The organism is Mycobacteroides abscessus ATCC 19977, from assembly GCF_000069185.1.
In the GTDB taxonomy this organism is placed as follows: Bacteria; Actinomycetota; Actinomycetes; order Mycobacteriales; family Mycobacteriaceae; genus Mycobacterium; species Mycobacterium abscessus.
This window is the reverse complement of record NC_010397.1, coordinates 1-13,023: the sequence shown is the minus strand read 5'-3', so window position 1 is coordinate 13,023 and position 13,023 is coordinate 1. Positions and strand designations below refer to the sequence as shown.

Here is a 13,023-nt window from a genome sequence, read left to right as displayed (position 1 = left end):
CGACTCGTGGTGGGTCTCTCCGGGCCCACGGTGGTGTGCGCTGCGACGACTACCGCGACAAGCTGCGAATGACCAGTAACGCGCTCTCCAGAACCGGAACCGCGTCGAAGCTGGGCGGCGACCCTTCGGCCAAGGGCTAGAAGCTATCGGAGCGGCTATGCCCACGTCTGCGCTGTTCGGATGCGTCTGAACGTAGGCGTGCGCCACCCTCCAACCGGCTCAAAAAAGTTCCGGAAATATGGAACCAACGGCGGGATAGGGGCGTCGTACCCCTATGAGAGCAGGTTTCTGGAGGCGACCATGGCGGACAAGACGTACAGCTTTGATCTAGGCGGCATGAACCCCGACGCGCAGCGAAGCGCTGCCGAGGCGGCGGGCAAGGTGCTGCATATGGAAGAGAAGGCCGGGCAGACGGTGGCCCAGGAACTGCTCCCGGCGCTGGATCTCATCACCGAGGCTCTGCATATCGCGCAGCAAGCTGGCAACGTCCAAGGCTTTGGCGAGCTAAACACCGGGGAGAAAGCCATGGCTCACTACCGCGAACAGGCTCCTGACATGGTCGCTCACCTAACTGCCCTGCAGGAGGATTGCCAGGCCAAGATCGACCACGTGCTGGCTATGGAAGTTCTGTACAACAACATGGACGCCTACAACGCGGGCCGCGTCTTCGATCACAAGCTGTCGGTCGAATACAAGTGAAGATCTTCCATCACATCGCGCTCATGTCGGCGGTGGCACTCACCGTCGTTGGCTGTGGCGGCAATACCGTGTCTGGGGACGCGATTACTGCCACAAATACTGCGCGCGCCGGACACGATACTGCCACAAGTTCCTCACCTACTGTCACTAACACGCTCCCCGGACCGCACCCGCCCCCTAACCAAAATAGTGACGGCACTACCTTCGATCCCTGTTTGGCCTACAGTGCGGCGGAATTGAGCAAATGGGGACTCGATCCCGCCACAGTTAAGGACATCGGCGCCACCACGACACTCCAGCGGGGTTGCAGCTGGCAGGGGGACGGCTGGTACGTCCAGCAACTCGTGATCAATCGCTCCATTTCAGAGTACTTGGATACCAATAACTATCCCGACGCCAAGCCCGTGGCTATCGCCGGACTGCAAGGCTCGACACATCGCTTGGGACAATCCGGAACTGCTTTCTGCTCAGCGCAGATTCCGTCCCAACGCGCCGTCGTCGCCACCCTCGTCAGCCTTGACAGACCAAGCGCGCAGAAAGCGATCGGAGATGCCTGCACAAAAGCCATCGAGATCGCCACCGACACTGTCCCGAAGCTTCCGAAATAACATGAGAGGTAACAACCATGTCCGGTGATGGCTGGGATGGCATGTCACATGCCGAGATCGTGGGCAAGCTTAGTCAGCTGAAGCCCGACAACGCCTTTAATTTGGCCCAGTCATGGAGCGACATCTATTCCAAAGTGTCAGACTCCGCCGAACAGTACACTCGCGCCGCAAGCACCATGGAGCGAATCTGGACCGGCGACGGACCGGATGCCGCCCGTCAATCACTTAAAGCCAAGTACCAGGAACTTCAGGCCGATGACGGCATCGCGGCCAAGGCCGGGAAGCTGCAGAACGCTCTCACACAGGACGGTGCCTGCCTGACGAATGCGGGCCGCGTGCCGCAGATGTACCCGGTGCCTCCCGACAACACCGACAAGGATGCCAAACAGAAACTCCTGGAGGCTGTTCGGGCTGAGGCCGAACGTCTGTACACCGAGCCGCTCGACGTCACCCGTCCCAAGATTGACGACGCTGCTTCGGATAACTCCGGCTCCGGCGCTATCCAGCAGCCGGGTGGAGGCGGCGGCAGCGGTGGCGGGGGTGGCGGAAACTCCGCTGGCGGTGGCTCCGACAGCAAGCCGCAATCCCCAGGCGGCGGCACCGACGGCCTGGCAGACAAGAACACCAAGCCACAACTCGCCAATGGAGACGGACAAGGCGGGCAAGGGCAAGGGGCTGGCTCCGGATCCGGCAGCGGTGCTGGCGGCGGCCAAGGCGCCGGCTCGGGTTCGGGTGCAGGCGGTAGTTCACCGTTTGGCTCCGGATCCGGAACGGGCACAGGCGGTTCCGGCCTCCCGCTGGGGTCGACCACTGCGGCAGGCTACGGTCCATCCGGATCGGCTGGCGGCACCGGCCTCGCCTCGGGCACGGCCGGCGGTGCAAGCGCGTTGCGCGCCGGCGGAGGACTTCCGGGCGGGGCCACCAGCGGCGCAGGTGCCAACCCCGCTGCCATCGGCGCGGCCGGCGTGCGCGGGGGCGCCATGGGACCTATGGGCATGATGGGCGGCGCGGGCGCGCACGGCAAGGGCGGTCACGGCGAAGATGATGACGAGCATGAGACGCCGGCCATCCTGATCAATCTCGATAACACCTATGAGTTCATGGGTGACCTGCCCAAGGCGTCTCCGGCCGTCATCGGTGACTGGAGCGAGCAAGAGAAGGCCGACAAGCAGGCCCAGGAACGCGAGAAGCGGCGGTACAAGAAACTCGGCTGGGACGTCGAATTCGAGTGAGAAGTAAAGCCTTTGGGTAACTAGCGCAGTCACCCAAAGGCTTTACTTCTACTTGGTCCAGCCCAGCTTCTTGTTCGCTTCCGCGAGCACCGGCGCAGAGAAATCACACCACGTTTGGCCAGCAGGTAGCGCCGCCGAAGAGACCGCTGCGTCTCCAGGCTCGAATTCGAACTGCACGATGTTGTCCTCGGAGTTCACCAACCCCGCCTCACATTCGTTCGGCTCATCCTTCATAACGTAAATTTGTGCGCCCTCGGATTCGAGAATCCGGACGTGAATCGACCGGAAGTTGGCCGCCCCATCCGAATTCTTGAACAGCTTGATGTTCAACACCTCATGGCCGCCAGCTTCCTTATATGAGCACTGAACAATCCTGTTCGACGACTCCCTGGCGCGCGAGGTGATCGGCGCGGTGCCTTGTGAATTCAGTTGCTCCGGAGCAACAAGGCTGCAGGCATCGGTCGTGGGGGTAAATGGTTGGAAGCCAGAAGTTTTCGCCTCCGATGAGGATGAAGACGTGGTGGCTGTGGGCTCCGGGGAGCTCGACGATGCTCCGGAGGGCTCTGTCTTTTGCGACTGGCATCCCATCGCCAGGCCCAGCACTGCCAGCGCTAGTGCCCCTGCTTGCTTGTTCATATCACTTCCTCGGACCGAACGGATTGTTGAACTGATAGAAATCGTCTTCTTCGAGATCGCTGGGTGTCAGTAACGGCGGAGGCTTCTCCTCTTCCATGCCCAAGGTTGGGTCAATCGGGGTGTCTGCGAACTGTTCAACCTCGAGCCGAACGGTTTCCATCTCGGCTACACCATCCATCACTTTGAGCACCAGCGCCCGCAGATCTGGATCATCGGGGATATCAATCATCAGTTGCCGTCATCCCAGGGTGTGCTACCCGCAGCTACAGGAAGCCCTCCGTCAGGTGCCCCCGCGTAGTCACCGGCTGCCACAATCGCGGCCGGTAGGTCCTTGGCCAGCTGCTTGCCTGAGTCGCTTTCGATACCCGCCTTATCCAGGGCACCGTCCACCGCCTTGTTCAGCGCATCGGATCCCTTCTGCTTCAGGTATCCCGCCGGATCCTTGAAGAACTCGATAACGGACTTCACCAGGTCCACGGCCTTTTGGACCTGGTCAACTAACTTCGTTGCCTCATTCCAGACTTGCCTGAGAATATTTGCTAACGTGCCAATCTCAGCGAGCGTCCCGGCGAACGGAATCTTCTTCGCAAGGAACTTGAGCTTTCCCTTCCAATCCTTGATCGTGTATGACTCTTCGAATTTCTTGACGACCAGCTCGGCAATCGATTTGACCAGTTTCTTGATCTGGTCAACCAGGACATCTAGGCAGTCCTTGATCACTTTCGTCAGCGGAGCCTCTGCCTCCAAGGCCTTGCTCAAATCCGCCGAGTAGTCATCAAAAGCCTGGGCCGCCTTGCCATCCCAATGTGAACCTGACTGCGTGGTCATGGTCGCCAAAGATTTGCCGGCGCCCTCCATACCCTTGCCGGCTTTTTCGTAGACATTGCCGATGCGGGTCAGTTCGGCCCAGTTGCCAATGACCTTTTCGAACGTGTCATTGATCGGGCTCCACCCAACGGCCTTCTGTACGCCTTCATCTGCATCGGCAATCCAACCGATGGTGCCCTTGATAAGTTCCCGTACATCGGCTTCCTCTTCTTTGGGAGCCGCCAGGTCCGGAAGATCGCCGGTCGCAAGATGCGCAGCCGTCGTGGTCGCATCGCCAGCCTGCGGAGAGTCATGTCCGGGCAACGGGGCCGCAGCGGATCTGATCTTGGCCCCGGTCTTATTCTCTTGTTCCTTGTAGACGTTCGCCAACGAGATCAACTCATTGCCCGTCATGTACACGGCAATTTGACGCTTGTCATATCGCTGAGACGTGTCCGTCTTGGTCTGCTCGAATGGGCCTTTGAGCTGGGACATTAGTCCCTCCCAGCCATTCTTCGGGCCGGCGTCTGAATCGACCAAACCCTGAACCTTGCCCACATAGGCCGCTAGGTCTTGGACCCCGCCACCGAAACCCGCGAGCTTCTCGATATCAACACTGAACTTCTCACCCATCTAGGCATTTCCCTCCGGCCGTTGATGTACTCGTAAGTACGACGGCACAACGCCGGAATCGGTTCCGCTGGAACGAAAAGATTCAAGACCAAATTGAATCTTGAACTACCTGGGCGGGTTACCCCGCCGCGGTTATACGTCGAGGAAGCGCACGTCCTTGGCGTTTCGGGTGATGAAGCTGCGGCGTGCCTCGACGTCCTCACCCATCAGAATCGAGAACAGCTCGTCGGCCGCGGCGGCGTCGTCGAGTGTCACCTGCCGCAGTACGCGCACGGACGGATCCATGGTGGTCTCCCACAGCTCCTTGGCATCCATCTCGCCCAGACCCTTGTAACGCTGGATGCCGTCGTCCTTGTTGATCTTCTTGCCGGCCTTGAGCCCGGCTTCCATCAGCCCGTCGCGCTCGCGGTCCGAATACGCGAATTCCGGCTGGGTGCGCTGCCACTTGAGCTTGTACAACGGTGGCTGCGCCAAGAAGATGTGGCCGTGTTCAACCAGCGGACGCATGAATCGGAACAACAGCGTAAGCAGCAGCGTCGAAATATGTTGGCCGTCAACGTCGGCGTCGGCCATCAACACGATCTTGTGGTACCGCAGCTTGGCGATGTCGAACTCGTCGTGGATGCCCGTGCCCAGGGCCGTGATAATCGCCTGGACTTCGGTGTTCTTCAAAACCCGGTCGATGCGGGCCTTTTCGACGTTGATGATCTTGCCGCGCAGCGGCAGGATCGCCTGGAACATCGAGTCGCGACCACTCTTGGCCGAGCCGCCGGCCGAGTCACCCTCCACCACATACAGTTCCGATTTCGACGGGTCTGTCGAACGGCAGTCGGCCAGCTTGCCCGGCAGCCCGCCGATATCGGTGGCACTCTTGCGGCGCACCAGTTCGCGTGCCTTACGCGCGGCGATGCGTGCCTGCGCCGACGAAACCGCCTTATTCACAACCGTTTTAGCATCTGCCGGGTTCGAGTCGAACCAGTGCTGCAACTGCTCGTTGCATACCTTCTGCACAAAGGACTTGACCTCGGTGTTGCCGAGCTTGGTCTTGGTCTGGCCTTCGAACTGTGGCTCACCGACCTTCACCGAGATGACCGCCGCCAACCCTTCGCGAATGTCATCGCCGGTGAGGTTCGAATCCTTCTCCTTGAGGAGCTTCTTCTCCTTGGCGTATTTGTTGACCACCGAGGTCAGCGCCGCACGGAAACCTTCTTCGTGAGTGCCGCCCTCATGGGTGTTGATGGTGTTGGCAAAGGTGTGCACCGATTCGGAATAGCCGGCATTCCACTGCATCGCGATCTCTACCTCATGGCCTTCGCCCTTGCCGGAGAAATCGACGATCGTGGTGTGGATGGCTGACTTGGTGCGGTTGATGTGCTTGACGAAGTCCACCAGACCGTCCGGGTAGTGGAACACCCGGTTCTTAACCTTGTGCGGCGCAGACGATTCCGCAGCCTGCTCCTCGGCATTCTTGGGCGCCTCGGCGGTGTCGCTGACCACCTCGTCGGTCACCTCGGAATCGCTCACGCGCTCATCGGTGAGCTTGATGGTGAGGCCCTTGTTGAGGAAGGCCTGCTCCTGCAGGCGTCGCGCCACCGTCTCGAAGTCGTAGGTGGTGGTCTCGAAGATCTCCGGGTCCGCCCAGAAACGTACGGTGGTACCCGTCTTCTTGGTCGCTGCGCCCTTCTGCAGGGTGCCTGGCTCGGAACGCGTGTAGACCTGTTGCCACTCGAATCCGTCGCGCAAGATCTCCACCTCGAGCTTGGTGGAAAGCGCGTTCACCACCGAGATGCCCACACCGTGCAGACCACCGGAAACCGCGTACGAATCCGAGTCGAACTTACCTCCGGCATGTAGCTGCGTCATGACGACATCGACGGTCGGGATACCCGAGGCGTGCATGGCTACGGGGATACCGCGGCCATCGTCCTTGACCTGGATTCCGCCGTCGGCCAGCATCGTCACCTCGACGGTGGTGGCGTAACCAGCCATCGCCTCATCAACGGAGTTGTCGACAACTTCCCAGATCAGATGGTGCAGGCCGCGCTCTCCGGTGGACCCGATATACATACCGGGGCGCTTCCGGACAGCTTCGAGCCCCTCTAGAATGGTGATCGAGTCAGCACTGTATTCGCTCTTGGCACTCTTCTTCTGGGCAGCCACGATCGACTTTGTCTCCTGTCTGGAAGTAACGACTCCGGTGGGCCCGCTTCATAACAGGGGCCCAGCGATCCGTCTTATGACCATCCTACTGGTCTGCACCCACGGCACCTAGTTTCAGGGCATGTTTCGTCCCCTCTATTTACGCCGTCCGTCGCGTATCTCGGATCGCCCTGTGTCATGACGGTCTAGACACCTGTTCCATGTCGCGACGCGGCGATGAGCGCTCAACCGTACGTGTCCCGGGGACCCCGTCCGGCGATATGCCGTGGCCCCTTCCGCCATGACGGCGCCGTCGGCCCGGAAATCTTTAAACTCGTCACCACGCCGTCACCGATGGCCGCGGCGATCTTCGCCAGCAGCTGTGCCTGCACCAATCGGAGCTGTGTCGCCCACGCCGTGGACTCCGCGGCCACCGTAAGCACCCCCTCGTTCAACGCGGTCGGTGTCGCATGTGCGGCGATCTGCTCGCCCACGACGGCCTCCCACCGCCCAAACACCGCGCCCTCCGAGACGCGCGAAGACCACCCGCGGCGCTTCGCTAAATCACCTGCGGCCCTTCCCAACAACTGTGGATCGCGGGCGTCCGGGCCCGGTCCCGACCACGTGCGACGACCACCGGCGACCCGCCGGCGCTGCTCCGGCGAACGTCCACCACGCCCGATGTCTTTCCCTTGCTGCTTGGCCGCGCCCCGGGCCTCCTCCAAGACCCGGCGCACCAAATCCATGCCCTTCACCCCGGCCAGGTGCTCCGGCGGCCAGGCCTCTTCCTCACTCATGTGCCACCGACTTTCGTCCCGCGGGGCCTTCCTGCACCTCAACGGTAACCGTGCGTGCCGACAATTCCTCAGGAACGTCGTCCGGGACCGCCGCCGTCACCAAAACTTGCTCGGCATCTGCGGCCACCGTGGCCAAGGACCTTCGCCGGGCACCGTCGAGCTCGGCGAAAACGTCATCAAGCATTAACACCGGATCCGTGCCGTCGGCACGCAGCAGGTCGAATGCCGCCAGCCGCAGTGCCAACGCAAAGGACCACGATTCACCGTGACTGGCGAATCCCTTCGCAGGCCCGTCTCCCAGCCGCAATTCCAGGTCGTCGCGGTGCGGACCGACCAGACAGACGCCACGTTCTATTTCCGCCGAGCGTTTCGCCACCAATCCGGCCTGCAACGCATCCGCCAGATGCTCCACAGACAGCCCTGCCTCGACGCCCTCGACACTGCTGCGGTACGCGATATCCGCGGGGCGTGACGCCGGAGCCAGGAGCTGATACGACTTTTCCACCAGCGGGTGCAGCTCGCCCACCAATTCGATACGCGCCGAAAGCAATTCGGCGCCGTGTGCCACCAGATGCCCATCCCACACGTCCAACGTGTCCAGCACACTTTGATCATGACGTTGCCGCAATGCCGCCATGGCGGTCTTCAGCAGCGCGGTCCGCTGCCGCAGCACCTTGTCGTAGTCGGCACGCACCCCGGCCATCCGCGGACGCCGTTGAATCAGCAGATCGTCCAGGAATCGGCGACGATCCGCGGGATCTCCACGCACCAAGGACAAATCTTCGGGCGCGAAGAGCACCGCGTGCAAAATCCCCAAAACCTCGCGGGGACTGCGCACCGGAGATCGGTTGACCCTGGCCTTATTGGCACGCCCCGCGGCAATCTCCAGATCGATCGCCAACTCACGACCATCATTGACCACAATGGTCGATACCACGGCGCGCTCGGCTCCAGTACGAATCAAGGGCGCGTCCGTGGCTACCCGGTGCGAACCCAACGTCGATGAATACCAGAGTGCCTCAACAAGATTCGTCTTGCCGTAGCCGTTCGGTCCGACGAACACCGTGCGGCCGGGCTCGAGTTCCAGGTTGACACGCTCCCATGACCGGAAGTCCCGTAATCCCAGCTGTCGTACATACACCTCGGTCCGCGCGCCTCCCTCAGCCGGAAAGGCCCACGCGCTTGACCGCGTGGCCACCAAACTGGTTGCGCAATGCCGAGACAGCCTTCATTGCCGGTGAGTCCTCTTGCCGTGACGCGAATCTCGCGAATAGCGAGGCCGCGATGACCGGCGCCGGAACCCGATGATTAATTGCTTCTTCCACGGTCCAGCGGCCCTCACCGGAATCTTCCGTGTACCCCGAAATAGCATCGAAGCCGGGGTCTTCCTTCAAGGCCTTGGCCAGCAGGTCTAGCAGCCAAGACCGCACCACGGTGCCCTTGGTCCACGCCTGCAGCACCGCCTGCACGTCGGTGATGAGTGGCTCGGCGGCCAGCAACTCATAACCCTCCGCATAGGCGTGCATGAGCCCGTACTCGATGCCGTTATGGATCATCTTTGCGTAGTGGCCGGCTCCCACAGGGCCCGCGTGGACAAAGCCGTCGGCGCGCTCACCCTCGGGACGCAGTGTGTCGAAGATCGGCATCGCCCGCGCCACATCCTCGTCACTGCCGCCGACCATGAGCCCGTAGCCGTTTTCTTTGCCCCACACCCCACCGGAGACTCCGGCGTCGATATAACCAATACCCTTGGCCGCCAGTAGATCTGCGTTCGGCTTGTCCTCGGTGAACCGTGAGTTACCGCCGTCTATGACGAGGTCGCCCTCGGACAATTCCTCCGATAGCTCGGCGATTGTCTGCTGGGTGATCGGGCCCGATGGCACCATCACCCAAACGACGCGCGGCGCGTCGAGCGCCTCGGCCAGCCCTTTCAGTGACGGCACGTCGGTGACCTCGGGCCGAGGGTCGTATCCGATCACCTCATGGCCGCCGGCACGCAACCGGTCGCGCATGTTGAAACCCATCTTGCCTAGCCCGACCAAACCCAGCTGCATGACCCATAACCTCCGATGACCAGTCCGTGATGCTGTTAGGAGCGCAAGCCCTAGCCGGGCAGACGCACCGGCATCAATAGATAGACATAGTCAGTTTGCGCCGCCGTAAACGGCCCGGAGCCTTCCGGCGAGCTTTGATCGTCATCAGCGGGACGTAACACCGCCGGGCGACTGGGTGTGGTGAACCCGAAGGTCACCCGGTTCGAGTGCAGCGACCCCAGCCCGTCGGTCAGATACGTCGGATTGAAGGCGATCGTGAGCGGCTCTCCGACGAACTCAACCTCGAGTTCTTCCTCCGCACGGCCCACATCGTCCGCACCCGCCGACAGCCGCAGCAACCCCGGCTCAAACTCCAACCGGATCTGTGCGCCACGATCGGCGACCAACGCCACACGCTTGATGGCCTCAACCAGCTCCGAGATGGCAATCGTCGCCAAGGCCGTGTGCTCGGTCGGCAACAACTGACGGAACTTGGGGAACTCAGCGTCAAGCAGGCGGGTAGTGCTGCGCTTGCCATCGCTGACGATACCGAGCAGGCCCTCAGATCCGATCGCCGACCCGGCGCCCAGCGCCAGTTGCACGTCCGACCCACTGGATGCCGACTTTGCGGCTTCCGACAACGTCTTCGCCGGTACCAGCACCGCAGCGCTCGTTTCACCGGACCCCGATGTCCAATTCAGCTCACGGACCGCCAAGCGGAAGCGGTCAGTCGCAGCCAAAACCACTGTGTCACCGTTTATTTCGACACGAATACCGGTCAACATCGGCAGTGTGTCGTCTTTGCCGGCAGCCACGGCGACCTGCCCGATGGCCTCAGAAAACACATCGGCACCCAGCGCACCCGTTTCTTCCGGCAGCGAGGGCAGAGCCGGGTAATCCTCAACCGGCATGCTCGGCAGCGAGAACTTGGCGCTCCCACAACTGATGAGCAGTCGAGTGCCCTCCAGCGCCACATCGACGGGCTTGTTGGGCAGCGACCGGGTGATATCGGAAAGCAACCGGCCGGATACCAGCGCATTGCCTGCCGCGGCTACCTCCGCCGGGACCTTTACCTGCGCGGACACCTCGTAGTCGAAACCCGACAGTGTCAAACCCGTGTCGTGCGCGGTCAGCAGCACGCCGGCCAACACCGGAACCGTCGGCCGGGAGGGCAAGCTGCGTGCGACCCAGGCCACCGAATCGGCGAAATCGTCCCGCGCGACCCTGAACTTCAGGCTGGTGTCTGCGGCAGTGGGGCTCGCGAGATCCATGAATACCCTTCGCTTCCTCGTTGTCCAGGTCGGACGGTGTTCACACAAAAATCCGTGATGGCCATCGTGGCACGTCCGGGTGACAAGACTGACAGCGCATCGGGCAGCCGTCCGGTGTTCACCGGGGCACCGTGCACAGGTCCTGTCGCTCGGAGTGGGAAGTCGTCAGGCCATGCGACTTCCGAAGCACAACCGTAGATGCTTTCGGCGCGTCGGGAAAGCGGATCGGTTTCTTGCAAGACCCCTGTCGTCCATCGCCGGGTTACCGGTTGGATGGGCCATGTTGACGCGTCCATCCACACAGCTGCTTTTAAAGAGAAAGACTAGATAGAGATTTGAGCAGTATTAGTAGGTGCTGTGGAATCTGTGGACAGACAAGTGTTATCGCACCCCAGGGGCCCGGCGAGGCTGTCAGGAATTTGTGGATTCGGATGTGACTGACATTCGGTGGATGTGGAAGGGACGCGATTCGTTCAGCAACCCCCAAGCGATCGTGGGTTTGGTCAACAGCAGTCCACAGTCCTGTGCACAACCGGCAGCTGTGGTGGATGTGACGTGTGAGCCACACGAGGTGACAAAAATTCGTCGAGAAAAATCTCGAAAACTCTTGAAATAGCCGTGTATTGAGACGGCGCGGCGGCGCGGCGCGATAAAAAAACCCGGCCGCGGGGGCCGGGTGAGGACGGTTTGGGTCAGTGCCGGGAACGCTGTCGGATCCGTGCGGTGAGTTCCTTGACGTGATCGAAAACCTCACGCCGCTGCGCCATTTCGCCACGAACCTTCTTGTCCGCGTACATGACCGTGGTGTGGTCGCGCCCAAATGTCTGGCCGATCTTGGGCAGCGAGAGATCGGTCAGTTCGCGGCACAGGTACATCGCGATCTGACGTGCCTGAGCCAGCGCGCGGGTCTTACCGGGCCCACGAAGTTCCTCGACGGTGGTGTCGAAGTACTCCGCGGTGACCGCCATGATCGTGGCAGCGCTGATCTGAATGGCGTTGGCATCCGGGATGAGGTCGCGCAGCACGATCTCGGCCAGCGACAGCTCGATAGGAGACTTGTTCAGTGACGCGAAGGCGGTCACCCGGATCAAGGCGCCCTCAAGCTCGCGGATATTACGTTCGATGCGGCTCGCGATGAGCTCCAGCACGTCATCGGGCACATCGAGGCGATCCATCTGCGCCTTCTTGCGCAGGATCGCGATGCGGGTTTCCAGCTCGGGGGGCTGCACGTCGGTGATCAGGCCCCATTCGAAGCGGGTACGCAACCGGTCCTCGAGGGTGGCCAGACCCTTCGGTGGCCGGTCGGAGGAGATCACGATCTGCTTGTTCGCGTTGTGCAAGGTGTTGAAGGTGTGGAAGAACTCTTCCTGGATACCTTCCTTGCCTTCGATGAACTGGATGTCGTCGACGAGGAGAACGTCGATGTCGCGGTAGCTGCGTTTGAACGCGACCCGGCGGTCATCGCGCAAAGAGTTGATGAAGTCGTTGGTGAATTCTTCGGTAGAGACGTACTTGACCCGCATGCCCGGAAAGAGACGCTGCGCATAGTTCCCGGCGGCGTGTAGCAGGTGTGTCTTGCCGAGCCCGGATTCGCCCCAAATGAACAGCGGGTTGTAGGCCCGAGCGGGGGCCTCGGACACGGCCACGGCGGCGGCGTGGGAGAACCGGTTGGATGCTCCGATAACAAAGGATTCGAAGGTGTAGCGCGCGTTGAGGCTCGTATCGGGTGTCTCGGCCTTGTCGGCGCCGCCCGGGCGATTGATGAAGTAGGACGGCCAGGATTCATGTGCGCTAGCAAGCGCCTCGGTGGTCTCATCGACCTCGTCGAGCTCGACTTCTGGGGCCGCTCCGGCGACTTCCGAATCTTCGCCAGGGGCCGGCGCCGCGATGCGTACACCCAACTCGACATTCTCGCCGAGCCTGCGGGAAAGTGCCTCGACGATAGGACCCCGCAGATGCCGTTCGATCTCGTTCTGCACGAAGCTCGAGGGGACCGAAAGCAGCGCAAAACCCTCGGCCATGGTGAGTGGTTTGACGAGGGTAAGCCAGGCGCGCTGTTGCGGGGTCAGCGGCGGGAAGCTCGACAGATATTGATTGTCGTCACCGTTGAGCTCTGCGACGACGGTATTCCATACCGCCGTGAACTGGGAATTCAGTTCGTCAGTCAA

At 61.5% G+C, this 13,023-nt stretch carries 13 protein-coding genes; 4 read left to right on the top strand and 9 right to left on the bottom strand.

Features of this window, described 5'->3' with window-relative positions:
* Positions 1–300: 300 nt before the first annotated feature.
* Genes MAB_RS00210 through MAB_RS00200 form a run of 3 tightly spaced genes read left to right on the top strand, consistent with a single transcriptional unit; the run spans position 301 to position 2,539 of the window.
* Complete coding sequence (locus tag MAB_RS00210) at positions 301–699, top strand: hypothetical protein (RefSeq protein ID WP_005095955.1); 399 nt, start codon at positions 301–303, stop codon at positions 697–699.
* Positions 696–1,307 carry a DUF3558 family protein gene (locus tag MAB_RS00205; protein ID WP_005112814.1) on the top strand — a complete coding sequence of 204 codons (612 nt, stop codon included), beginning with the start codon at positions 696–698 and terminating at the stop codon, positions 1,305–1,307. Before MAB_RS00210 ends, MAB_RS00205 begins: the two co-directional genes overlap by 4 nt.
* 17 nt (positions 1,308–1,324) lie before the next feature.
* Positions 1,325–2,539 (top strand): hypothetical protein, encoded by a 1,215-nt coding sequence (locus MAB_RS00200; RefSeq protein ID WP_005095950.1) that lies wholly within the window; start codon positions 1,325–1,327, stop codon positions 2,537–2,539.
* A gap of 48 nt (positions 2,540–2,587) precedes the next feature.
* On the opposite strand, the gene MAB_RS00195 is transcribed toward MAB_RS00200, so the two are convergent.
* The 8 genes from MAB_RS00195 to dnaN form a co-directional block, all read right to left on the bottom strand.
* A complete protein-coding gene (locus MAB_RS00195; RefSeq protein WP_071997864.1) occupies positions 2,588–3,127 on the bottom strand; it encodes a DUF3558 family protein in 540 nt (179 codons plus the stop codon).
* Positions 3,128–3,176: 49 nt separating this feature from the next.
* The gene (locus tag MAB_RS00190) at positions 3,177–3,404 is read right to left on the bottom strand and encodes a hypothetical protein (protein WP_005079136.1); all 228 of its coding nucleotides are present in this window, start codon (positions 3,402–3,404) and stop codon (positions 3,177–3,179) included.
* Entirely contained in the window at positions 3,404–4,615 is a 1,212-nt protein-coding gene (locus MAB_RS00185; RefSeq protein ID WP_005095944.1) for a hypothetical protein, read from the bottom strand. Before MAB_RS00185 ends, MAB_RS00190 begins: the two co-directional genes overlap by 1 nt.
* Before the next feature lie 132 nt (positions 4,616–4,747).
* Positions 4,748–6,775 (bottom strand): DNA topoisomerase (ATP-hydrolyzing) subunit B, encoded by a 2,028-nt coding sequence (gene gyrB, locus MAB_RS00180; RefSeq protein ID WP_005082841.1) that lies wholly within the window; start codon positions 6,773–6,775, stop codon positions 4,748–4,750.
* Positions 6,776–6,999: 224 nt separating this feature from the next.
* Positions 7,000–7,551 carry a DUF721 family protein gene (locus MAB_RS00175; RefSeq protein ID WP_005087667.1) on the bottom strand — a complete coding sequence of 184 codons (552 nt, stop codon included), beginning with the start codon at positions 7,549–7,551 and terminating at the stop codon, positions 7,000–7,002.
* Positions 7,544–8,692 carry a DNA replication/repair protein RecF gene (recF, locus tag MAB_RS00170; protein WP_005112812.1) on the bottom strand — a complete coding sequence of 383 codons (1,149 nt, stop codon included), beginning with the start codon at positions 8,690–8,692 and terminating at the stop codon, positions 7,544–7,546. Before recF ends, MAB_RS00175 begins: the two co-directional genes overlap by 8 nt.
* A gap of 19 nt (positions 8,693–8,711) precedes the next feature.
* Positions 8,712–9,605, bottom strand: a complete 894-nt coding sequence (gene gnd, locus MAB_RS00165) for a phosphogluconate dehydrogenase (NAD(+)-dependent, decarboxylating) (protein WP_005079128.1) — start codon at positions 9,603–9,605, stop codon at positions 8,712–8,714.
* Between the two features lie 50 nt (positions 9,606–9,655).
* Entirely contained in the window at positions 9,656–10,855 is a 1,200-nt protein-coding gene (dnaN, locus tag MAB_RS00160) for a DNA polymerase III subunit beta (protein ID WP_005064525.1), read from the bottom strand.
* 421 nt (positions 10,856–11,276) lie between these two features.
* Between dnaN and MAB_RS00155 the strand changes: the two genes are divergently transcribed.
* A complete protein-coding gene (locus MAB_RS00155; protein WP_005095934.1) occupies positions 11,277–11,471 on the top strand; it encodes a hypothetical protein in 195 nt (64 codons plus the stop codon).
* A 76-nt stretch (positions 11,472–11,547) separates the two neighbouring features.
* Here MAB_RS00155 and dnaA read toward each other — a convergent pair whose 3' ends face one another.
* A complete protein-coding gene (gene dnaA, locus MAB_RS00150; protein ID WP_005079124.1) occupies positions 11,548–13,023 on the bottom strand; it encodes a chromosomal replication initiator protein DnaA in 1,476 nt (491 codons plus the stop codon).

Bases quoted from the DNA above. Each gene is read 5' to 3' on its own strand.
- MAB_RS00195 (WP_071997864.1), bottom strand. From the start codon at position 3,127: ATGGGATGCCAGTCGCAAAAGACAGAGCCCTCCGGAGCATCGTCGAGC.
- MAB_RS00175 (WP_005087667.1), bottom strand. From the start codon at position 7,551: ATGAGTGAGGAAGAGGCCTGGCCGCCGGAGCACCTGGCCGGGGTGAAG.
- MAB_RS00200 (WP_005095950.1), top strand. From the start codon at position 1,325: ATGTCCGGTGATGGCTGGGATGGCATGTCACATGCCGAGATCGTGGGC.
- dnaN (WP_005064525.1), bottom strand. From the start codon at position 10,855: ATGGATCTCGCGAGCCCCACTGCCGCAGACACCAGCCTGAAGTTCAGG.
- gnd (WP_005079128.1), bottom strand. From the start codon at position 9,605: ATGCAGCTGGGTTTGGTCGGGCTAGGCAAGATGGGTTTCAACATGCGC.
- MAB_RS00210 (WP_005095955.1), top strand. From the start codon at position 301: ATGGCGGACAAGACGTACAGCTTTGATCTAGGCGGCATGAACCCCGAC.
- MAB_RS00190 (WP_005079136.1), bottom strand. From the start codon at position 3,404: ATGATTGATATCCCCGATGATCCAGATCTGCGGGCGCTGGTGCTCAAA.
- MAB_RS00185 (WP_005095944.1), bottom strand. From the start codon at position 4,615: ATGGGTGAGAAGTTCAGTGTTGATATCGAGAAGCTCGCGGGTTTCGGT.